This window comes from Cellulomonas sp. 73-92 (genome assembly GCF_001898175.1).
Taxonomy (GTDB): domain Bacteria; phylum Actinomycetota; class Actinomycetes; order Actinomycetales; family Cellulomonadaceae; genus Cellulomonas.
In genome coordinates, this window is the sequence record NZ_MKTH01000014.1 from 12,931 (window position 1) to 34,357 (window position 21,427).

Consider the following 21,427-nt stretch of genomic DNA (forward strand, 5'->3'; position numbering starts at 1 on the left):
GAGCCAAGGGATGGCGGGATGCTGACCCGGCGCGGTCCGGGAGGTAGTGTCGCCCCACTGAGCGGGCCGACGACGTCCCAACCACTCACCAGGACGGACGTGCGGTCCCCAGCGACACGGGACCGCGGAGGGCGGTGCTGATGTCGACGTCGCGCGTGACCGGCTCGTGGCAGCCGGGCATGCCCACCGGGTTGTACGACCCGGAGGCGGAGCGGGACTCCTGCGGCTTCGCGTTCGTCGCGACGCTGCGCGGCACGCCCGGCCGGGACATCGTCGACGCGGGCCTGACGGCGCTGCTCAACCTCGACCACCGCGGGGCGGTGGGCTCCGAGGTCGACTCCGGCGACGGTGCCGGCATCCTCACCCAGATCCCCGACGCCTTCCTGCGCGACGTCGTCGACGCCGAGCTGCCGCCCGCGGGCCACTACGCCATCGGGCTCGCGTTCCTGCCGACCGACCTCGAGGAGCAGCAGCGCGCGGTGCGCGCGATCGAGGCCATCGCCGCCGACGAGAAGCTCGACGTCCTGGCGTGGCGCGAGGTCGTGGTGACGGCCGACCTCGTCGGGCCCACCGCGCGTGCGAGCATGCCGGCGTTCCGGCAGCTCGTCGTCGCCGACCCGTCGCGCGAGCTGGCCGGCATCGACCTCGACCGGCTGGCCTTCCGCCTGCGGCGGCGCGCCGAGCACGAGGTCGGCGTCTACTTCGCGTCGCTGTCGAGCCGCACCCTGACGTACAAGGGCATGCTCACCACCGGCCAGCTCGAGCCCTTCTTCGCCGACCTGTCCGACCCGCGCTACTGCACCGAGATCGCCGTGGTCCACTCGCGGTTCTCGACCAACACGTTCCCCTCCTGGCCGCTCGCCCAGCCGTTCCGGCTGCTGGCCCACAACGGCGAGATCAACACGGTCCGTGGCAACCGGAACTGGATCGCCGCGCGCGAGGGCCAGATGCGCTCGGAGCTGCTCGGCGACCTGGCGCCGCTCATGCCGATCTGCACGCCCGGCGGCTCGGACTCCGGCAGCTTCGACGAGGTGCTCGAGCTGCTGCACCTGGCCGGACGGTCGCTGCCGCACGCGATCCTCATGATGATCCCGGAGGCGTGGGAGAACCACGCCCAGATGGACCCCGCGCGGCGCGCGTTCTACGAGTACCACTCGACGCTCATCGAGCCGTGGGACGGCCCGGCGGCGATGGCCTTCACCGACGGCACGCTCGTCGGCGCCGTGCAGGACCGCAACGGCCTGCGCCCGGGTCGCTACTGGGTGACCGAGGACGGCCTCGTCGTCTGCGCGTCGGAGTCCGGCGTGCTGGACCTCGACCCGTCGACGGTGGTGACCAAGGGCCGGCTCGAGCCCGGGAAGATGCTGCTCGTCGACACCAGGCGCGGCCGCGTGGTGGACGACGAGGTGCTCAAGGCCGAGCTGGCGGCGACGCGGCCCTACGCGCAGTGGCTGGCCGAGAACGCCGTGCACCTCGAGCAGTTGCCCGAGCGCGAGCACATCGCTCACTCCGCGGCGTCGGTCCGCCGCCGGCAGCGCACCTTCGGCTACACCGAGGAAGAGCTCAAGGTCATCCTGACGCCGATGGGCGCGACGGGGACCGAGCCGCTCGGCGCCATGGGCTCCGACACCCCGGTGGCGGTGCTCTCGGACCGGCCACGCCTGCTGTTCGACTACTTCACGCAGATGTTCGCGCAGGTGACGAACCCGCCGCTGGACGCGATCCGCGAGGAGCTCGTCACCGCGATCGGTGGCGCCATCGGCCCGGAGCCCAACCTGCTGGCCGACGGCCCCGAGCACGCGCGCAAGCTGTTCCTGCCGTTCCCGGTGCTGGACAACGACCAGCTGGCCAAGATCGTCCACGTCGACCGCTCGCCGGAGTTCGGCTTCAAGGCCGCGATCGTCCGCGGGCTGTACAAGGTGGACGGCGGCGGCGCCGCGCTCGAGGCCCGGCTGGAGGAGATCTTCGCGGAGGTCGACGCGGCGATCGCGCAGGGCGTCACCCACGTCGTGCTGTCCGACCGCAACTCGGACGCCGACCTCGCGCCGATCCCGTCGCTGCTGCTGCTGTCCGCGGTGCACCACCACACGCTGCGCCGGCACACCCGCACGCGGATCTCGCTCGTCGTCGAGGCCGGTGACGTGCGCGAGGTGCACCACGTCGCGCTGCTCATCGGCTACGGCGCCGCCGCGGTCAACCCGTACCTGGCGATGGAGACGGTCGAGGACCTCGCGCGCCGCGGCTACCTGCCGGGCGTGGACCCCGAGAAGGCCGTCCACAACCTCATCAAGAGCCTCGGCAAGGGCGTGCTCAAGGTGATGTCGAAGATGGGCATCTCCACCATCGCCTCCTACCGCGGCGCCCAGGTGTTCGAGGCCATCGGGCTCTCGCACGCCCTCGTGGACCGCTACTTCACGGGCACGACGAGCCGGCTGGACGGCGTCGGGCTCGACGTCGTGGCCGCCGAGGTGGCCGCCCGCCACGCGGACGCCTACCCGGCCAGCGGCAACCGCCAGCCGCACCAGCACCTCGCGGTGGGCGGGGAGTACCAGTGGCGCCGGGGCGGCGAGGAGCACCTGTTCGACCCCGAGACGGTGTTCCGGCTGCAGCACTCGACGCGCACGGGCCGGTACGACGTGTTCGAGCAGTACGCCCAGCGGGTCAACGACCAGGCGCACCGCCTCATGACGCTGCGCGGCCTGCTCGAGCTCAAGGAGGGCGTGCGCCCGCCGGTGCCGCTCGACGAGGTCGAGCCGGTGTCGGAGATCGTCAAGCGGTTCAGCACGGGCGCGATGTCCTACGGCTCGATCTCGGCCGAGGCGCACACGACGCTGGCGATCGCGATGAACCGGCTCGGCGCCCGCTCGAACACGGGCGAGGGCGGCGAGGACCCCGAGCGCCTCCACGACCCGGAGCGGCGCTCCGCGATCAAGCAGGTGGCCTCGGGCCGCTTCGGCGTGACGAGCGAGTACCTGGTCAACGCCGACGACCTGCAGATCAAGCTGGCGCAGGGCGCCAAGCCGGGGGAGGGCGGCCAGCTCCCCGGCCCCAAGGTGTACCCCTGGGTGGCCAAGACGCGGCACTCGACGCCGGGCGTCGGGCTGATCTCGCCGCCGCCGCACCACGACATCTACTCGATCGAGGACCTCAAGCAGCTCATCCACGACCTGAAGAACGCCAACCCCCGCGCCCGCGTCCACACCAAGCTGGTCAGCGAGTTCGGCGTCGGCACGGTCGCGGCGGGCTGCGCGAAGGCGCACGCGGACGTGGTGCTCATCTCCGGCCACGACGGCGGCACCGGCGCGTCCCCGCTGACGAGCCTCAAGCACGCGGGCACCCCGTGGGAGATCGGCCTGGCGGAGACGCAGCAGACGCTCGTCCTCAACGACCTGCGCGACCGCGTCGTCGTCCAGGTGGACGGCCAGCTGAAGACCGGCCGCGACGTCATCGTCGGCGCGCTGCTCGGCGCCGAGGAGTTCGGCTTCGCCACCGCGCCGCTGGTCGTGTCCGGCTGCGTGATGATGCGCGTCTGCCACCTGGACACCTGCCCGGTCGGCGTCGCGACGCAGAACCCCGAGCTGCGCGCGCGCTTCAGCGGCAAGCCGGAGTACGTGGTGACGTTCTTCCAGTTCATCGCCCGGCAGGTGCGCGAGTACCTCGCCCGCCTCGGCTTCCGCACGCTCGAGGAGGCCGTCGGGCACGTCGAGCTCCTCGACGTGCGCGAGGCGGTGGAGCACTGGAAGGCCGCCGGGCTCGACCTGACGCCGGTGCTCGCGGTGACCGAGCCCAAGCCTGGCTCGTCCCTGCACCACGCCAAGTCGCAGGAGCACGGCCTGGAGAAGGCCCTCGACAACCAGCTCATCGCGCTGGCGGCCGGGGCGCTGGACGGCGGCGAGCCGGTCCGCATCGACCTGCCGGTGCGCAACGTCAACCGCACGGTCGGCACCATGCTCGGCTACGAGGTGACCAAGCGCTACGGCGGGGCCGGGCTGCCCGACGACACCATCGGCGTCACGCTCACCGGCTCGGCCGGCCAGTCGTTCGGCGCGTTCCTGCCCCGCGGCATCTCCCTGCGGCTGTTCGGGGACGCCAACGACTACCTGGCGAAGGGGCTGTCGGGCGGCAGGATCGTCGTCCGCCCCGACCGCTCGTCGGTGCTCTCGAGCCAGCACAACGTCATCGCCGGCAACGTCATCGGCTACGGGGCGACCGCGGGCGAGGTGTTCCTGCGCGGGCTCGTCGGCGAGCGCTTCGGCGTGCGCAACTCCGGTGCGACGCTCGTCGTCGAGGGCGTGGGCGACCACGGCTGCGAGTACATGACCGGCGGCACCGTGCTCGTGCTCGGCCGCACCGGGCGCAACTTCGGCGCCGGCATGTCCGGCGGCACGGCCTACGTCCTCGACCTGCAGCGCGACCTGGTGAACATCCAGGCGGTCGCGTCCGGCGAGCTCGAGCTCGGCGCGCTGTCCGACGAGGACTGGGCGATCGTCGAGCGCCTGCTGCGCACGCACCTGGAGGAGACCGGCTCGCCGGTGGCGGCCCAGCTGCTCGAGGACCTCGACGCGACGCGCGGGCGGCTGACGCGGGTGCTGCCCGCCGAGTACGCGCGGGTGCGCGAGGCGCTGGCGAAGGCCGAGGCCGACGGCGTCGACCCGGGGGCGCCGGGCGTCTGGGAGGGCATCCTGGCGGTGGCCCGTGGCTGACCCGCGGGGCTTCCTCAAGGTCCGGCACCGGGAGCTGCCTCCCAACCGGCCGGTGCCGGTGCGCCTGCAGGACTGGAAGGACGTCCACGAGCAGATGCAGGAGGGGCAGCCCTTCCTGCTGTCGCAGGCGGCGCGGTGCATGGACTGCGGCGTGCCGTTCTGCCACAACGGCTGTCCGCTCGGCAACCTCATCCCCGAGTGGAACGACCTGGTGCGCCGCGGCCAGTGGGCGGACGCGATCGACCGGCTGCACGCGACGAACAACTTCCCCGAGTTCACCGGACGCATCTGCCCGGCGCCGTGCGAGTCGAGCTGCGTGCTGGGCATCAACCAGCCGCCCGTGACCATCAAGAACATCGAGGTCTCGATCATCGACGAGGCCTTCGAGCGGGGCTACGTCACACCGCAGGTGCCGCAGCGCCTCTCGGGGCACACGGTCGCGATCGTCGGCTCCGGTCCCGCCGGCCTGGCGGCGGCGCAGCAGCTGACGCGGGCCGGCCACACCGTGGCGGTCTACGAGCGTGACGACGCGATCGGCGGCCTGCTGCGGTACGGCGTGCCGGACTTCAAGCTCGAGAAGCACCACATCGACCGGCGCCTGGCGCAGATGACGGCCGAGGGCACGCGGTTCCGGCCGGGCGTCGCGATCGGCACCGACATCACGTGGTCCGACCTGCGGGCCCGGTTCGACGCGATCGTCGTCGCGACGGGTGCCACCGTGCCCCGCGAGCTGCGCCTGCCGGGCCGCGACCTCGCCGGCGTGCACGTCGCGATGGACTACCTGCACCAGGCGAACGAGGTCGCCAAGGGCCACGAGGTGCCCGACCAGATCACGGCCGCGGGCAAGCACGTGGTCGTCATCGGCGGCGGGGACACCGGCTCGGACTGCGTCGGCACGGCGCTGCGGCAGGGTGCCGCCTCCGTCACGACGCTGGCGATCGGCCGCCGGCCGCCGGAGGAGCGCCCCGCGCACCAGCCGTGGCCCACCGACCCCATCGTCTTCGAGGTGTCGAGCTCGTACGAGGAGGGCGGCGAGCGCGACTACCTCGCCTCGACGGTTGCGTTCGTCGGGGACGACGAGGGCCGGGTGCGCCACCTGCGCCTGGCGACCACCGAGTACCTCCCCGACGGCCGGCGCGTGCCGACGGCGGGCACCGAGCGGGACATCCCCGCGGACCTCGTGCTCATCTGCCTCGGCTTCACCGGGCCGGAGACCGGGTCGATCGGCGCGCACCTCGGTGTCGGCGTCAGCGAGCGTGGCCTCGTCGTGCGCGACGACGACTTCGCGACCACCGTGCCGGGCGTGTTCGTCGCCGGTGACGCGGGACGCGGCCAGTCGCTGGTCGTGTGGGCGATCGCGGAGGGCCGGGCCGCCGCGGCGGCGGTCGACGCGTACCTCATGGGCAGCACCGAGCTGCCGGCGCCGGTGACGGCGAGCACCACGGCGCTGCGCGCGTGACCGCGGGACGAACGCCGGGCGGCCGCCCGGGGCTCGTCGTCGTGCGTGCGGGCGCCTAACGCCTCCAGACCACGACCAGACAGGACGTTCGGTCAGATCCGCAAGGAACGAAAGGCATAGGCTCCGAACCATGCGTAAGGCAAAGATCGTCTGCACCCTCGGCCCCGCGGTCGAGTCCCCGGAGCAGATCCAGGCACTCGTCGACGCCGGGATGGACGTGGCGCGGATCAACCGCAGCCACGGCGAGGCCGAGGCCCACGCGGAGGTCTACCGCCGCGTGCGGGCCGCCGCCAAGGCCTCCGGCCGCAACGTGGCCGTGCTCGTCGACCTCCAGGGTCCGAAGATCCGGCTCGGGCGGTTCGTCGAGGGCAAGCACTTCCTCGAGGTGGGCGACACCTTCACCATCACGACCGAGGACGTCGAGGGCACCAAGGAGCTCGTCTCGACGACCCACAAGGGCCTGCCGGGCGACGTGCGCCCGGGCGACCCGATCCTCATCGACGACGGCAAGGTGCTCGTCCGCGTCGTCGAGGTGAACGGCCCACGGGTCGTCACCCGGGTCGAGGTGCCGGGCCCTGTCTCGAACAACAAGGGCCTCAACCTGCCGGGCGTCGCGGTGTCGGTGCCGGCGCTGTCCGAGAAGGACGAGGAGGACCTGCGCTGGGGCCTCAAGCTCGGCGCCGACTTCATCGCCCTCTCCTTCGTCCGCAACGCCGCCGACTACGACGACGTGCGCCGGATCATGGAGGAGGAGGGCCGGATCGTCCCGGTCATCGCCAAGATCGAGAAGCCGCAGGCCGTCGACAACCTGGCCGAGATCGTCCACACGTTCGACGGCATCATGGTCGCCCGCGGCGACCTGGGCGTCGAGCTGCCGCTCGAGCAGGTGCCGCTGGTGCAGAAGCGCGCCGTGGAGCTGGCCCGCCAGAACGCCAAGCCGGTCATCGTCGCCACGCAGGTGCTCGAGTCGATGATCACCAGCCCGCGTCCGACGCGGGCCGAGGCCTCCGACTGCGCGAACGCCGTCCTCGACGGCGCCGACGCGGTCATGCTCTCCGGCGAGACGAGCGTGGGCGAGTACCCGATCGAGGCCGTGCGCACGATGGCGCGGATCATCGAGGTGACCGAGGAGCTGGGCCGCGAGCGGATGGCGCCCCTGGGCTCCGTCCCGCACACGCGCGGTGGCGCGATCACCCGGGCCGCCGCCGAGGTCGGCGACACGCTCGGCGTGAAGTACCTCGTCACGTTCACGCAGTCGGGCGACTCGGCGCGCCGCATGTCGCGGCTGCGCTCGTCCATCCCGCTGCTGGCGTTCACGCCGCTCGACTCGGTGCGCAACCAGCTGGCGTTGTCGTGGGGCGTGCAGACCTACCTCGTCCCGCAGGTGGAGAGCACCGACGTGATGGTGTACCAGGTGGACCAGACGCTGCGGGCGAACGGCCTGGGCGAGGTCGGAGACCAGGTCGTGGTCGTGGCCGGCACACCGATCGGCATCACGGGCACGACGAACTCCGTCGTGGTCCACCGCATCGGTGGCGAGGTCCCGGAGAAGCTGCGCTGACGCGCTGACGGACAGACGAGGGGCGGGACCGGTCGCGGTCCCGCCCCTCGGCCGTTCTCTCAGCCGGAGTAGGCCGGCCGGTGTGCCTCGATCTCGACGCAGTGCTGGCAACGCGGTCGGTCGTCCGTGCCCGGCCGCTTGTTCCACCACGGGATGTCGCGCCCCGCCGGGCACTCGTCGTCATCGTGGTAGACCTGCACGTCCGCCGGGTGGGCGGAGTGGTACGCCTTGACCTTCATGCAACGGCCTCCTTGCCGACGCGCTGACCCCACGGTGGCCGCGATGCCACGGGAGATGGGACGACGTTAGGCGGTCCGGCGGCGGTGACCTAAGACTTCGGTCCCGTGACGGTGGTCACGCGGGCGTCAGCGGTCGACGCGGGCGTTGCCGCCGCCGGCGAGCTTGAGGATCTCGGTCTTGGTGGCCATGGAGGTGTCGCCGGGGGTGGTCATGGCCAGGGCGCCGTGGGCGGCGCCCCACTGCACCGCGGTGGCCAGGTCCTGGTCCTCGAGCAGGGCGGCGATCAGCCCGGAGGCGAAGGAGTCGCCGCCGCCGACGCGGTCGAGGATCTCCAGGGCGGGCCGGTGGGTGGCCTGGACCAGGCCGGTGTCCTTCGACCAGGCGATGGCTCCCCAGTCGTTGACGGTCGCGCTGCGCACGGTGCGCAGCGTCGTGGCGATGACCTCGAAGTTCGGGTAGGCGGCGCTGACCTGCTCGATCATGGCGGCGAACGCGGCGGTGTCCAGGTCGCTCAGGCCGGCGTCGACGCCCTCGACGGCGAACCCGAGGGCGGCGGTGAAGTCCTCCTCGTTGCCGATCATCACGTCGACGTAGGGGGCGATCGCGCGGTTGACCTCCTGGGCGCGGGCCTGCCCGCCGACGGCCTGCCACAGCGAGGGCCGGTAGTTCAGGTCGTAGGACACCACGACGCCGTGTCGCCGGGCGGCCTGCACCGCGGCCAGCGTGGTGGCGGCGGCGGTGTCGGACAGGGCGGCGTAGATGCCGCCGGTGTGCAGCCAGCGCACGCCCAGGGTGCCGAACAGGTGGTCGAGGTCGACGTCGTCGGGGCTCAGCTGGGAGGCGGCGGTGTGGCCCCGGTCGGACACACCCAGCGCGCCGCGCACGCCGAAGCCCCGCTCGGTGAAGTTCAGGCCGTTGCGCACCGCCCGCCCGACGCCGTCGTACGCCTTCCACGTGATCATGGACGTGTCGACCCCGCCGGTGAGGACGAGATCCTCCACCAGGTGGCCGACCTCGTTGTCCGCCAGCGCCGTCACCACCCCCGTGCGGTACCCGAACGCCCGCCGCAGCCCCCGGGCGACGTTGTACTCCCCGCCGCCCTCCCACGCCGTGAACTGCCGGGCGGTGCGGATGCGTCCCTCACCGGGGTCGAGGCGCAGCATCACCTCGCCCAGGGACACTTCGTCGAAACGGCACTCGGACGCGGGGCGGATCGGCAGCACGGACATCGACGGCTCCAGGACGAGACGGGGTCAGGCGGTGGCCGGCCGGGCGGCCCGGGCGGTCCTCACGGCGGCGGACACCAGGTCGATCAGCCCGGACCGGTCGTGGGCGGCGATCCGGTCGGTGGGGACCATCCACGACCCGCCGACCGCCACGACGGACGGCACGGCCAGGTACTCGGCCAGGTTCGCCGGGCCGACGCCACCGGTGGGGACGAACCGCACCCCGGCGAACGCTGCCGCCAGCGGCCGGATCGCCGCCGCCCCACCTGAGGTGCCCGCCGGGAAGAACTTCACCGTGTCCAGCCCGAGCTCCAAGGCGGCCTGCACCTCGGTGGCCGTGACCGCACCCGGCAACGCCACGACCCCGTGCTCGGCGCAACGCTCCACGACCGCCCGCGAGAGGCCCGGCGAGACCACGAACCGGGCGCCGGCAGCCACCGCCTGGTCCACCTGCGCCACCGTCAGCACGGTACCCGCCCCGACCAGCACGTCCCCCCGGTCCGCGATCACCCGGATCGCCTCGGGCGCCGCGGCCGTGCGGAACGTCACCTCCGCCACCGGCAGGCCACCGGCCACCAGCGCACCGGCCAGCAGGCCCGCATCACCGGCCTCCTGCAGCACCACCACCGGCACCAGCACGCACGCCGCCAGCTCGGCCAGGACGGGGTCCACCGTCGTCATCGCTCAGTCCTCCGTCGTCGTTCGCCACGGCAGCCGGAGCGCCGGTTCGGTCCGGTGCACCCCGCGTGGACGGTAGCCCAGCGCCTCGGCGCGGTTCAGCAGGTCGGCCGCGTGCCAGGTGGTGGCCAGCCACATCTCGGTGCCCTGCAGCGAGGGTGGCAGCCCCCGGGCGAACGGCGTGCCCTCGCCCGGCACCCAGCGTGAGAGCGCGTCGTCCAGCACGGCGGCGGCGACCTCGGCGACCTCGGGCGCACGGTGCCGGCGCTCGCCGCCGGTCGCCCGCGCCCACCACAGGAGCCACACGACGTCGAGGGCGTCGCAGGCGGTCGCGGCGGGGTCGCCGGCCACCTCGGCGGCGCGCGCCAGCACGGTGTCGACGAGCTCCCGCTCACCCCCGATGCCCAGGCCCCACTGCGCGAGCGTGCCCCTCGCCAGCCGGTAGGTGCCGTTGACCGGCTGCCGCGGGCCGTGCTCGTCGGAGCCCCACAGCCCGGTGGCCGGGTCGCGATGCGCGACGAGCCAGCCGACCATCGCCTCGGCCGGCCCTCGGGCGGCGGCGTCCCCGGCACGCGTCGCCCAGGTCAGCGCCGTGCCGAGGGCGTCGACGAGAGCGCCGGCGCCCCAGGCATCGGTGCTCCACGGCAGCGCGTCCAGGGTGCCGGTCAGCGCGGCGGGCGACAGGTCGGCGACGGTCCGGACCGGGTGGGGGAACGACGAGCCGAGCAGGTCCAGGGCGTAGCCGACGTCGAGGACGTGGTACCCCTCGCCGTCGTCGAGCAGCGGCGTGACCCGGTCGCTGGTGACCGCCGGCTCGCGGACCAGACCGCTGCCGGGGTGCTGCAGCGCCCGCAGCCGGGCGACGTGCTCGTCGCGTGCCAGCTGTGGCGGCGGGCCGCCCGCCAGCAGGTCGGCGAGCTCGACCGCGTCCGTGTGGGCGCGGATCGTCACGGCGGCGCCGGCCGCGTCGCGGTAGGCGCCGTCCACCCAGGCGGCGGCGAGGATGCCGGCGACCTGCGCGCGGGCGGCGTCGCCGTGGGCGGCGAGGGCGTCGCGGGTGGTGCGGGGGCGCGGGGCTTGCCGCCAGCGGACGACCCGCGCCGGGTTGCCGACGACGACCGCCCGCTCCGGCACGTCGCGCGTCACGACCGAACCGGCGCCGACCACCGCATGGGACCCGATGTGCACCCCGTCGAGGACGACGACGTGCGCGCCGATCCACACGTCGTCGCCGATGGTCACGCCGGCCGCGGAGAGGGGCTGCCGGAAGATCTCCACGTCGGGGTCGTCGAAGCCGTGGTCGAACCCGATGAGGCTGGTGTAGGCGCCGATGCGCACGGCACGCCCCATCGTCACCGGCCCGCGCACGGCGACGCCGACGTTGACCGTGCAGTCGTCCCCGATCACCACGTCTCCCGTGACGTGCGCGTGCGCCGCGATCGAGCTGCGGGCGCCCAGCGTCAGCGACGTCGGGTGGACCGCGGCGAGGCGTGACACCACCGCGTCGGCCCCGATCGTGCACCCGCGCCCACGGAGCTCGGCGAGACGGCGGCGCTGGTCGGCGGCCTGCTCGTCGGAGGCGAGGCCCCAGTAGTCCCACGCCGCGAAGTCCGCCGCGAGGGGCTCGCCGCGCCCGTCGGTCGTCATGTCAGCGCGACAGCCAGCCGCCGTCGACGGCGACGATCGAGCCGTGCATGTAGTCGGACGCTGCCGACGAGAGGTACACGACGGTGCCCTGCAGGTCGGCGGCCGTGCCCCAGCGACCCGCTGGGATGCGGCCGAGGATGGCGGCGTCGCGGTCCGCGTCGGCCCGCAGCGGGGCGGTGTTGTCGGTGGCGAAGTAGCCCGGGGCGATCGCGTTGACGTTGATCCCCAGGGGGGCCCACTCGGTGGCCAGGGAGCGCGTCACGCCGGCGATGGCGCTCTTGGCCGCCGCGTAGGACAGGACGTTGATGCCACCCTGGAACGAGAGCATCGAGGCGATGTTGACGATCTTCCCGTGGCCGGCGCGCGCCATGACACGGGCCGCGGCCTGCGACAGGAAGACCACGGCCGTCAGGTTGATCTGGATGACGTCGTCCCAGTTCTCCTGCGAGAACTCGAGCGCGGGCTGGCGGCGGATGATCCCCGCGTTGTTCACGAGGACGTCGAGGCCGCCGAAGGTGTCGACCACCTCGGCGACCACGCCGGTCAGCTGCTCCGGCGTCGCGGTCGACAGGTCGCACACGACCTGGTGCACCCGGCGGCCCAGGCCCTGGATCCGGTCCGCGGTCTCCGGGCAGCCGGTGCGGTCGAGCAGCACGACGTCGGCACCCGCCTCCGCCAGGGCCAGCGCGTAGCCCTGCCCGAGGCCGCGGCCGGCGCCCGTGACGAGGGCGACCTTCCCGTCGAGGGAGAACTGGTCGAGGATCACGCGAGCTCCTTGGGGTCGTAGGTGACGACGTCGGCGTAGTCGACGTTCTCGCCGGCCATCGCCCACACGAACGAGTAGGCGCCGGTCGCCGAGGCGCAGTGGATGGACCAGGGCGGGGAGACGACGACGTCACGGTCGTGCAGGATCAGCTGGCGGGTGGCGCTCGGCTCACCCATGAGGTGCACCAGCACGTCGTCGCCGAGCCCGGTGTAGAGGTAGACCTCGGTGCGGCGGTTGTGCACGTGCGGCGGCATGGTGTTCCACACGCTGCCGGGTTCGAGGGTCGTGATCCCGAGCACCAGCTGGTTGGACTCGATGCCGTCCGCGTGGATGTAGCGGCGGATGGTGCGGTGGTTCGACTGCTCGAGCGAGCCGAGCTCCGCGGCGAACACCTCGTCGCGCCCGGCGAGCGCGGGGCTGCACGCCCGGTGCGCCGGGGCCGTGACCAGGTACACGGCACCCGTGCCGCGCACGACGACCTCCCGCGTGCCCATCGGCAGGTACAGGACGTCCTGCGGGCCGACCGCGTATGTGGCGCCGTCGGCCACCACCTCGACGGTCCCGGCGATCCCGACGACGCCGAGCTCGCGGCGCTCGAGCAGGTAGGCGGCCTTGATCTCGTCGGGCGCGGTCAGCGCGACCTCGTGGCCGTCGACGACCAGGCCGCCGACGAGCATCCGGTCGTCATGGGCGTAGCCCCACGACACCTCGCCGGTGGTGAACAGGCCCGAGAGGACGAACCGCTCGCGGAGGGTGCCGCCGTCGAGCCGGCCGACGTCGTCGGGGTGGGTGCTCCAGAGGCGGGTGACGCTCATCGTGCTGCTCCTTGGTGGTGTGCGAGGCGGGACGGGCTGTCGGCCACCGGGTTCGTCAGGGTTCCCAGGTGCCCGATGGTGATCGAGACCACGTCGCCGGGCTGCAGGAAGCGCTCGCCGCGGGCGAGCACCTCCGGCAGCTTCTGCGGCGTGCCGGTGGCGATGACGTCGCCCGGCAGGAGCGTCATCACCTGGCTGAGGTAGGAGACGAGCCACGCGACGCCGAACACCATGACGGCGGTGGTGCTGCGCAGCGTCACCTCGCCGTTGAGCGCCAGCTCGACCGTCAGGTCCTGCGGGTCGGGCACCTCGTCCGCCGTCACCAGCGCCGGACCGAGCGGCCCGAACGTGTCGAACGACTTGCCCGGCACCCACTGGCTGCCGTGGCGCTGCCAGTCGCGCGCGGAGACGTCGTTGAAGATCGCGTAGCCGGCGACGTGGGCGAGCGCCTCGTCCTGCGGCACCTCGTGGGCGGGCGAGCCGATGATCACGGCGAGCTCGGCCTCGTAGTCGACCTCGTCGGAGGCCAGCGGCCGCCAGATGGGCGCGCCGGGGCCGGTGATCGTGTTGGCCGTCTTGGCGAAGACGTCCGGGTACTGCGGGTCCTCGACCACCTGGTGGCCCCGGTAGTTGTAGCCGATGCACACGATCTTGCCGGGGTCGGGCACCGGCGCCAGGAGCCGCACGTCCGCCAGCGGCAGCCCGGCGCCGGCTCCGGCGTGGGCGACGAGGTCGCGGACACGGTCGAGCCCGCCCGAGGCGAGGAGCCGCACCATGCTCGCCGGGACGGACGCGTCCGCCGCCGGCAGGTCGAGCACGCGGTCGCCGGGCAGCAGGGCGCCGGGGCGGACGGACCCGCCGTGCTCGAAGGTCACCAGGCGCATGAGGAGCCGCTCACCAGTACAGCGTCCAGCCGGGCAGCACCTTGCGGGCGAGGGCCTCGAGGTAGAAGTAGTCCCCCCAGAGCGTGCCCTCGTCGACGCCGATCGAGCTCGGCCAGTCGTAGACGCCGTGCAGCAGGAGGGCGTTCGACCCCGCGACCGGCGTGTACGCCTCCGCCAGCGACGCCAGGATCGCGTCGGCCCGCTCGCGGTAGCGGTCCCGGTCCGGGCCGTCGGGCAGCCAGCCGACGACCTCGGCGAGCCCGCAGACCGCGATGGCGGCCGCGGAGCTGTCGCGCGGCTGGTCGTCGCCGTCCGTGAAGTCCAGGTCCCAGTACGCGACGCCGTCGGCGGGCAGGTGCGCCAGGAAGTAGTCCGCGCACGTGCGCGCCGCGTCGAGGAACGACTCGTCGTGCGTGTACCGGTAGTTCAGCGCGAAGCCGTAGATGCCCCACGCCTGGCCGCGCGCCCAGCACGAGTCGTCCGTGAAGCCCTGCTGCGTGGAGCCACGCAGCGGCCGGCCCGTGACGACGTCCCACCAGAACGTGTGGAACGTGGTCCCGTCGGGCCGGATCATCTGGTCCCGCAGCTGCGCGGTGTGCCGGCGCGCCGCGTCGGCGTACCGCTCGTCGCCGGTCTGCTCGGTCGCCCAGTAGAGCAGCGGCATGTTCATCAGCGAGTCGATGATCGTCCGGCCACGCTGACCGGGGTCCTCGAGGCTGCCCCAGGCCTGGATGATCCCGGCAGGCTCGAGGAACCGGGTCATGAGGTGGTCGGCGGCGGCCAGGGCGGCGTCGCGCGCGCCCCGGTCGGCGAGCAGCCGCCACGGTGCCACGCACGCGAGCGTGTAGAGGAAGCCGAGGTCGTGCGTGTCGAGGTCGATGCCCCGCTCGACCCGGTCCACGAAGCTCGCCACGGTGCCCGACGCCGCGACACGGAACTCCTCGTCGCCCGTCAGCTCCCAGGCGAGCCAGAGCTGGCCCGGCCAGAAGCTCGTCGTCCACCCGCGGTTGGCCCCGGCGGGGAGCCGGTCGGTCGCCGGTCGGGGCGGGTAGACGCCGCCGCGCGTCGTGTCGTCCGGGTACCCGGCGGCGAACGCGGCGATGTTGGCTCGCACGGTGGTCAGCGCGGTGGCGAGCGCCGCGTCGGTGCTCGTGGCGGCGGGGGTCTGGTCCGCCTGGATCGGCGTCATGGTCGGGATTCCTTGCTGTCGTGGGCGCGCGGCGGCTGGCCGGTGCCGGGTCGAAGGTCGTCGGGCGGGCGGCGGCCCGCGTCACGTGGGCGAGGGGGCCTCGTGGGCCGGGAGGGCGGGCCGCAGGCTGAAGCGGCTGTTCGCCCAGACGACGTAGAGCAGCGGGGCGGTGGCCAGCCCGATCGCGAGCGCCGGCTTGGCCGCCAGCAGCCCGACGAGGAGCGCGAGGACGGCGAGCGACACCACCGTGAGGTACCAGCGGCGCGCGCCCAGGTAGAGCGCCGCCTTGAGGACGGCGCGCAGCCGCGCCCCGGGCACCTCGGCGGTCGCCACGAGCGCGAGGAGGGTGGTCGCGACGACGAGGAGCGCCACCACGCCGAGCACGGGGACGGCCCAGGCCGCCACGGGGCGGGTGGCGGCGGCATGCGCATCGACGCCCAGCACGACGAGCGTGGCGGCGGCCAGCGCCCCGATGGTCGCCGCCCGCCGGAACGACGTGCGCCACGTCCTCGCGAACGTGCGGATGACGCCGATCGTCGGGTCCGCGGAGTAGGCGGCGAACACCGCGAACGCGGCGGCCAGGGTCGGGGTGGCCAGCGGCAGCAGCACGGCGAGCAGCGGCCACGAGGACGCCGGGTCGGTGGTCAGCAGCACCGCCAGCAGCGGGGCGAGGCCCACCGCGAGCAGCGCGTTGGTCACCAGGCCCAGGTAGGCGACCGAGAACACCGTCTCGTAGGTCTCGTGCGAGGTCCGGCGCATCGCCGTCAGCCCTTGAGCCCGCTCGTGGCGATGCCCTCGACGAAGTACCGCTGGCCGAGCAGGAAGATCACGGCGACGGGCACCACCGACAGGGTCAGCCCCGTGAACAGCAGGGCGTAGTTCGCGTCGAACAGCGTGGTGATGAAGGTCTGCAGGCCGAGCTGCAGCGTCCAGAGCTTGGAGTCGCGCAGGTAGATCAGCGGCCCCATGTAGTCGTTCCACGTGTTGACGAACGTCAGCAGCGTGAGGCTGGCGATGGCCGGCGTGGACAGCGGCAGCATGATCCGGGCCCAGATGCCGTACTCGGACAGGCCGTCGATCCGCGCCGCCTCGGACAGCTCCTCGGGGATCGACTCGAAGTACTGCTTCATGAGGAACACGCCGAACGCGCCGAACGCCTGCAGCAGGATGATCGACCACAGGGTGTTGGTGAGGTGAGCCTTCCCCATCATGATGAACTGCGGGATCATGTACGACTGCCACGGCACGGCGATGGTGCCGATGTACGTGAGGAACAGGACGTCGCGCCCGGGGAACCGCATCCGCGCGAACCCGTAGGCCGCGAACGAGCCGGTGAGCACCTGCAGGAAGGTCACGGCGACCGACAGCACGATGGTGTTCTTCCACCAGGTGCCGATGTCCGAGCCGGTCCAGATCTTGACGTAGTTGCCCCAGTGCCAGCTCGGCGGGATCCACGAGATGTGGATGGTGAACACGTCGTTGGGGCCCTTGAGCGAGCTCATGACCATCCAGAAGAACGGCAGGAGCACGCCCGCGGCGGCGACGATCAGCAGCGCGTACCCGAGGGCGCGGGCGGCGCGGCGCCCGGGCGTCATGGGCTTCTCGCGAGCCGCCGAAGCGGTCTGGGTGGCCGGGGTCTCGATGAGCGTCGTCATCAGGCAGCCCTCCGCTTGTTGACGACGAACTGGACGATCGTGATGACGATGCAGATGAGGAACAGGACCACCGACGCCGCCGAGGCGTAGCCGAACTGGAACTCCTGGAAGCCCTTCTGGTAGATGAACTGCGAGATCACCAGGGTGCTCGTGCCCGGACCGCCCTCGGTCATGACGAGGATCAGGTCGAGGATCTTGAACGAGGCGATCGTCAGCATGACGGTGACGAAGAACATCGTCGGGCGCAGGCACGGCATGGTGACGTTGCGGAACCGCTGCCAGGCGTTGGCCCCGTCGACCCGCGCCGCCTCGTAGAGCTCGCGCGGCACGGTCTGCAGGCCGGCGAGGAACAGGATCATGTAGTAGCCCATCTCGCGCCACGTGCCGACGATGATGACGGCGGGCATCGACCACTGGGCCGAGGTGGTCCACCCGGGCGGGTTGGCCACGCCGAGGACGTGCAGCACCTGGTTGATCGGCCCGTACTTGGGGCTGAAGAGCAGGTTCCAGACGATGGCGATCGCGACGATCGACGTGATGTACGGGAAGAACGCGGCGGTGCGGAAGAACGCGACGCCGCGCAGCTTCTGGTTGAGCAGCAGCGCCAGGGCGAGCGAGACGACGATCGTCAGCGGGATGTGGAACACCGCGTAGTAGAAGGTGTTCCGGACCGCCGTGGCGAAGGTCGCGTCGTGCAGCAGCCGCTTGAAGTTCGCCAGGCCGGTCCAGGTGGCCGACCCGAACACGTCCCAGTTGGTGAACGCCATGTAGAAGAGCACGAGCACCGGGATCAGCGTCAGGAGGGCGAACCCGACGAAGTTCGGCAGGATGAACGTCCACCCGATCGCGGTGTTCCGCCGGCGGATCTTGCGGCCCGGGTTCGGGCGCCGTGGCGTGCGGCGCGTGCCGGGTGCGGCGTCATCAACCGTGATGGTCGCCATGGGCGGTGCTCCTTCGTCGGGTGGTCGTGGTGCCGGGGTCGTCCCGGCCGGCGTCGCCGCCGGCCGGGACGACCGTCACTCGCGGTGGTCGGTCCCGCAGGACCGGCCGGGATCAGCCGAGGCCGACCTCGTCGTGCACGCGCTTCGTGGCCTGGGCCAGGGCGGCGTCGATCGAGGAGGAGCCGGACATGATCGCGGTGTGGGCGTCGCCCAGGATCTTCTGCACGGCGGCCGTGTTCTTGTCCGTCGGGTTCTCCGGCGCGGTCTTGTGCGTGGTCCACGCGAACTTGGACAGCGCGTCGGTCGGGGCGCCGGCGGTGGCGAAGTAGGTGGTCGCCACGGTGTCGGACGTCAGGGCCGGCGTGATGCCGATCTGCGCGAGGGCCTTGGCGGCGTCCTCGCTGGCGGCGAAGGCCAGGAAGTCCTTCGCGGCCTGCATCTTCTTGGCGTCGATGGCCTTGTTGATGCCGAAGCCGGTCGGGTCACCGAAGGTCAGCGGGGTGGCGCTGGTGCCGGTGGTGGACTTGTCCAGCTGCGGGATCGGCGCGAAGCCCCAGGCGAACTTGTCGGCGTCGCCGGACTTCTGCTGCGCGATGAGCGTCGCGACGAACCACGAGCCCATCGGCATCATCGCCGCCTGCTGCTTGCCGAACTCCGCCTGGTAGGTGAGCTTGCTCGTCGTGATCGTGCCGGCGTCCACCTGGGCGCCCGCCGACTGGAGGTCGAGGGCACGCTGGTAGTACGGCTTCATGTAGTCGTACTTGCCGGACAGGATGTTGGCACCCGGGGTCTGCGAGTTCGCGAAGCCCTGGATCACCGACTGCCAGCTGTGCTGGTAGGTGCCGAGCGCCTGGCTGCCGGCGCCCTTGAGCTTGGTCGTCAGCTGCTTGGCGGCCGCGGCGTAGTCGTCCCACGTCCACGAGCCGTCGGGGATGGCGACGCCCGCCTTGTCGAAGAGGTCCTTGTTGTAGAAGAGGACCCACGAGTCGTTGCGGTACGGAAGGGCGTACTGCTTGCCGTCCACCTCGTACGACTTCACGCCGTTGATGCCCTGCGGCAGGCCGGCGACGAGGTCGCTGACGTCGACGAGCTTGGGCGCGAAGACGGTCACGTAGGAGACGTTCTTCTGCGTGATGATGTCCGGCGCCGCGTTCGCCGCGAGGTCGGCCGTGATGAGGTCGTTGTACTTCGAGGCGTCGTACTCCTTGAGCGTCACGGTGACGTTGGAGTGCTTGGCGTGGAAGGCGTCGGCCAGCACCTTGAACTCCGGCGTGGTCGCCAGGCTCCAGCCGGACACCGTCAGCTCGACGGGCGCGGCGGGCGCAGTGGCCACGCCGGTGTCGGTGCCGCCCGACGCCTGGGACGTCGGGGTGCCGCCGCTGGTGCCGCCGCTGCATGCGGCGAGCGCGAGCGAGGCCACAGCGGCCAGGGCGGCCACCGCGGGGATCGAGCGCTTCATCCTTGCTCCTTTGACTCAGGGCCCGTCGTTGGGCCTGCTACCACGGAACCGGGTCGCCTAGGCGGCGTGCCCGGGTGACTCAACGGCCAGGTGGCTCGCGGTCCGGACGCCGTCCGGCCACGTGACCACCGCGTCGAGAGCGCCGTCCCGCTCCTGCAGCTCGGCACGTGCTCTCTGTTCCTGCGTCGACCCTGCGCCGGACAGGCCGACGAGGGCCGCGACCCACGCACCGACCCGGACGGGGAAGGTGAGCGTGGGCACGTGTGACGGGTCGCCGAGCGGGCTGGCGCCCGCCCTGGTGACGACGGCGGGCTCGGCCTCGCCGGCGACAGGGAGCAGCGAGGACGTGAGCCGTTCGGTCGTGACGACGGCGGCGCCGGCGGCCACGGTGGAGCCGACGTCCGGCCCGACGAGGGGCCAGCCGCCGACGCGCAGCGTCAGACCCGCGGCGTCGATGCCCGGCGCCAGCTCCTCGACGCGCGCCAGGCGCAGCTCCCACGGCCCGTGGAGCAGTGAGAGGACGGTGAGCGTGCCCGCCACGGTCACGGCGCCGTCGCGGCCGGACCCGTGGTGCGTGGTGGTCGGCGTCGGGTCCACCCAGTGGGTGACGGCGCGCGAGCCCGCGATGGCGACGCCGTCCTCGACGCGGGCGTCCAGCAGGGTCATCGCGGCGCGGTGCGTCGGCCGACCGGCGGTGTCGAGGAGCACGACCGCCTGCTCCAGGGGGGAGACCCAAGCCTCCTCGTCGAGCAGCGGCGCCGTGGCGGTCGAGTACCCGATGCGGGCGTACGCCGGCGAGTCCCCGACCAGCGAGCCCGCGCGGGCGTGGTCGCTGCCGTGGTTGGCGATCCGGACGATCCCGTCGGCGGCGGTCCCGGACACCGCCCAGCCCGCCGGGCGCACGACGAAGAGCGAGTCCTGCGTCTCGGAGGGCAGCCGCTCGGAGGGCGCGGCCCACACCGGGTGGTCGGCCGGCAGCGCGATGCCGAGCATGCCCTTGGCCGCCCAGTACGGGGAGCTGGGACCCGAGTACGACTGCGCCAGCTGCCGCCACTCGTGGTGCCAGCCCATGGTGAGCAGCCCGCGCTCGTCGGGCGCGCCGTGGTCGGCGAAGTGCCGCACGACCCTATCGGCGGCGTGCCGCAGCCGGCCGAGGGACGTCGACGGCACGCCCGCGACCGCGCCGACCCAGAACGGGGCGGCGGCGGCGAACCGGTAGATGAGGCTGCGCCCCTGGAACAGCGGGCCGCCGTCCGCACCGACGAGCCGCACCGCGTCCTGCAGGTAGCGGTCGAGGCGGTCGACGTCGGTCGTCGTGCGGCCCGCGGCCAGCTCGGCGGCGCCGGCCATCCGCGACCACAGCACCGGGTAGAGGTGCATCGCCCAGCCGATGTAGTGGTCGTAGCTGCGCTCGTACCCGTCGGAGTACCAGCCATCGGCGCGGTAGAGGTCGTCGTGCAGCGCAAGGTCGGCCGCGACGTCGTCGGCCGACCAGGGTCCGCCGACCGAGCGCAGGAACGTCTCGACGACGACCCGGAACCACAGCCAGTTCGTCTTGGGGTAGCCGTGGTCGCCGACGACAGGGGAGAGGTACTCGACCACCTGCTGCTGCGTGCGGTCCGACAGGCGGTCCCAGATCCACGGCCGCGTCATGTCGAGGATGAGCGCCGTCGAGGCCGCCTCGACCTTGGCCTGGCCGTGCTCGGTGGTGCGGACCCAGCGCTCCTCCTCGGGGGAGTCGGGATCGACGCCGGCGGCGATGCCGCGGGCGTAGAACTCGGCCAGGTCGTCCATCCCTTGACCGCGCTCGCCCGCGATGCGGAACCCCGCGAGCAGGAACGTGCGGCAGAAGCCCTCGAGCCCGTCCACGGCGTGGCCGTAGCCGCCCTCGGCACCCGGCAGCGTGATCCGGCCGTGGCCTGGGGAGGCGTACGGACGGACGGCCGCGAGGAGGCGGTCGGCGAACCCGGTCCACTCGTCCCGCGACCAGTCGGTGGCAGATGTCGCTCCGCCGGCCGTGGTTTCCTTGCGGAGGGTCGCCCCATGGTGCTGCTCGGTCAACGTGTCCTTCTTCGTTGAAAGTCACCTGACGCCGCACGCAACGATGCGCCGCAGACCGCGCCAGATACGAACCGGTTCGAAGTAAACGAGCCAGAAGCGATCGTGTCAAGTCTGTAACCGTTCTGATATGATCACGAACGATC

At 72.6% G+C, this 21,427-nt stretch carries 16 protein-coding genes; 3 read left to right on the top strand and 13 right to left on the bottom strand.

What is annotated here, in order from left to right:
- Positions 1 to 140 precede the first annotated feature (140 nt).
- The 3 genes from gltB (at position 141) to pyk (ending at position 7,723) form a co-directional block, all read left to right on the top strand.
- Positions 141 to 4,703, top strand: a complete 4,563-nt coding sequence (gene gltB, locus BGO37_RS10340; protein WP_291754585.1) for a glutamate synthase large subunit — start codon at positions 141 to 143, stop codon at positions 4,701 to 4,703.
- On the top strand, positions 4,696 to 6,162 hold the full coding sequence (locus BGO37_RS10345) for a glutamate synthase subunit beta (RefSeq protein WP_291754586.1): 1,467 nt from the start codon (positions 4,696 to 4,698) through the stop codon (positions 6,160 to 6,162). The genes gltB and BGO37_RS10345 overlap by 8 nt, the downstream gene beginning before the upstream one ends.
- Before the next feature lie 130 nt (positions 6,163 to 6,292).
- Complete coding sequence (gene pyk / locus BGO37_RS10350) at positions 6,293 to 7,723, top strand: pyruvate kinase (protein WP_291754587.1); 1,431 nt, start codon at positions 6,293 to 6,295, stop codon at positions 7,721 to 7,723.
- A gap of 59 nt (positions 7,724 to 7,782) precedes the next feature.
- On the opposite strand, the gene BGO37_RS10355 is transcribed toward pyk, so the two are convergent.
- The 13 genes from BGO37_RS10355 to BGO37_RS10420 form a co-directional block, all read right to left on the bottom strand.
- A complete protein-coding gene (locus BGO37_RS10355) occupies positions 7,783 to 7,962 on the bottom strand; it encodes a hypothetical protein (protein ID WP_291754588.1) in 180 nt (59 codons plus the stop codon).
- Positions 7,963 to 8,088: 126 nt separating this feature from the next.
- A complete protein-coding gene (locus BGO37_RS10360; RefSeq protein WP_291754589.1) occupies positions 8,089 to 9,192 on the bottom strand; it encodes a sugar kinase in 1,104 nt (367 codons plus the stop codon).
- Between the two features lie 24 nt (positions 9,193 to 9,216).
- The gene (gene eda / locus BGO37_RS10365; protein WP_291754590.1) at positions 9,217 to 9,870 is read right to left on the bottom strand and encodes a bifunctional 4-hydroxy-2-oxoglutarate aldolase/2-dehydro-3-deoxy-phosphogluconate aldolase; all 654 of its coding nucleotides are present in this window, start codon (positions 9,868 to 9,870) and stop codon (positions 9,217 to 9,219) included.
- A 3-nt stretch (positions 9,871 to 9,873) separates the two neighbouring features.
- On the bottom strand, positions 9,874 to 11,514 hold the full coding sequence (locus BGO37_RS17850) for a DapH/DapD/GlmU-related protein (RefSeq protein ID WP_367188102.1): 1,641 nt from the start codon (positions 11,512 to 11,514) through the stop codon (positions 9,874 to 9,876).
- A gap of 1 nt (position 11,515) precedes the next feature.
- Positions 11,516 to 12,280 carry a 2-dehydro-3-deoxy-D-gluconate 5-dehydrogenase KduD gene (gene kduD / locus BGO37_RS10380; RefSeq protein WP_291754591.1) on the bottom strand — a complete coding sequence of 255 codons (765 nt, stop codon included), beginning with the start codon at positions 12,278 to 12,280 and terminating at the stop codon, positions 11,516 to 11,518.
- Positions 12,277 to 13,095, bottom strand: a complete 819-nt coding sequence (kduI, locus tag BGO37_RS10385) for a 5-dehydro-4-deoxy-D-glucuronate isomerase (RefSeq protein WP_291754592.1) — start codon at positions 13,093 to 13,095, stop codon at positions 12,277 to 12,279. The genes kduD and kduI overlap by 4 nt, the downstream gene beginning before the upstream one ends.
- Positions 13,092 to 13,979, bottom strand: a complete 888-nt coding sequence (locus tag BGO37_RS10390; RefSeq protein WP_291754593.1) for a fumarylacetoacetate hydrolase family protein — start codon at positions 13,977 to 13,979, stop codon at positions 13,092 to 13,094. The genes kduI and BGO37_RS10390 overlap by 4 nt, the downstream gene beginning before the upstream one ends.
- 10 nt (positions 13,980 to 13,989) lie before the next feature.
- Positions 13,990 to 15,168: a glycoside hydrolase family 88 protein gene (locus tag BGO37_RS10395; RefSeq protein WP_291754594.1), complete on the bottom strand. Its 1,179-nt coding sequence runs from the start codon at positions 15,166 to 15,168 to the stop codon at positions 13,990 to 13,992.
- 81 nt (positions 15,169 to 15,249) lie between these two features.
- Positions 15,250 to 15,927 carry a DUF624 domain-containing protein gene (locus BGO37_RS10400; protein WP_291754595.1) on the bottom strand — a complete coding sequence of 226 codons (678 nt, stop codon included), beginning with the start codon at positions 15,925 to 15,927 and terminating at the stop codon, positions 15,250 to 15,252.
- 5 nt (positions 15,928 to 15,932) lie between these two features.
- Positions 15,933 to 16,823: a carbohydrate ABC transporter permease gene (locus BGO37_RS10405; RefSeq protein ID WP_291754596.1), complete on the bottom strand. Its 891-nt coding sequence runs from the start codon at positions 16,821 to 16,823 to the stop codon at positions 15,933 to 15,935.
- A complete protein-coding gene (locus tag BGO37_RS10410; protein ID WP_291754597.1) occupies positions 16,823 to 17,764 on the bottom strand; it encodes a carbohydrate ABC transporter permease in 942 nt (313 codons plus the stop codon). The genes BGO37_RS10405 and BGO37_RS10410 overlap by 1 nt, the downstream gene beginning before the upstream one ends.
- Positions 17,765 to 17,876: 112 nt before the next feature.
- The gene (locus tag BGO37_RS10415; protein WP_291754599.1) at positions 17,877 to 19,223 is read right to left on the bottom strand and encodes an ABC transporter substrate-binding protein; all 1,347 of its coding nucleotides are present in this window, start codon (positions 19,221 to 19,223) and stop codon (positions 17,877 to 17,879) included.
- Between the two features lie 57 nt (positions 19,224 to 19,280).
- Positions 19,281 to 21,284 carry a DUF2264 domain-containing protein gene (locus BGO37_RS10420; RefSeq protein WP_291754601.1) on the bottom strand — a complete coding sequence of 668 codons (2,004 nt, stop codon included), beginning with the start codon at positions 21,282 to 21,284 and terminating at the stop codon, positions 19,281 to 19,283.
- Between the last annotated feature and the right edge of the window lie 143 nt (positions 21,285 to 21,427).

Excerpts from the sequence above, each read along its gene's own strand:
- gltB (WP_291754585.1), top strand. The coding sequence starts at position 141 with ATGTCGACGTCGCGCGTGACCGGCTCGTGGCAGCCGGGCATGCCCACC.
- BGO37_RS10395 (WP_291754594.1), bottom strand. The coding sequence starts at position 15,168 with ATGACGCCGATCCAGGCGGACCAGACCCCCGCCGCCACGAGCACCGAC.
- BGO37_RS10405 (WP_291754596.1), bottom strand. The coding sequence starts at position 16,823 with ATGACGACGCTCATCGAGACCCCGGCCACCCAGACCGCTTCGGCGGCT.
- kduI (WP_291754592.1), bottom strand. The coding sequence starts at position 13,095 with ATGAGCGTCACCCGCCTCTGGAGCACCCACCCCGACGACGTCGGCCGG.
- BGO37_RS10390 (WP_291754593.1), bottom strand. The coding sequence starts at position 13,979 with ATGCGCCTGGTGACCTTCGAGCACGGCGGGTCCGTCCGCCCCGGCGCC.
- BGO37_RS17850 (WP_367188102.1), bottom strand. The coding sequence starts at position 11,514 with ATGACGACCGACGGGCGCGGCGAGCCCCTCGCGGCGGACTTCGCGGCG.
- BGO37_RS10355 (WP_291754588.1), bottom strand. The coding sequence starts at position 7,962 with ATGAAGGTCAAGGCGTACCACTCCGCCCACCCGGCGGACGTGCAGGTC.
- BGO37_RS10410 (WP_291754597.1), bottom strand. The coding sequence starts at position 17,764 with ATGGCGACCATCACGGTTGATGACGCCGCACCCGGCACGCGCCGCACG.
- BGO37_RS10360 (WP_291754589.1), bottom strand. The coding sequence starts at position 9,192 with ATGTCCGTGCTGCCGATCCGCCCCGCGTCCGAGTGCCGTTTCGACGAA.
- BGO37_RS10415 (WP_291754599.1), bottom strand. The coding sequence starts at position 19,223 with ATGAAGCGCTCGATCCCCGCGGTGGCCGCCCTGGCCGCTGTGGCCTCG.
- pyk (WP_291754587.1), top strand. The coding sequence starts at position 6,293 with ATGCGTAAGGCAAAGATCGTCTGCACCCTCGGCCCCGCGGTCGAGTCC.
- BGO37_RS10400 (WP_291754595.1), bottom strand. The coding sequence starts at position 15,927 with ATGCGCCGGACCTCGCACGAGACCTACGAGACGGTGTTCTCGGTCGCC.
- eda (WP_291754590.1), bottom strand. The coding sequence starts at position 9,870 with ATGACGACGGTGGACCCCGTCCTGGCCGAGCTGGCGGCGTGCGTGCTG.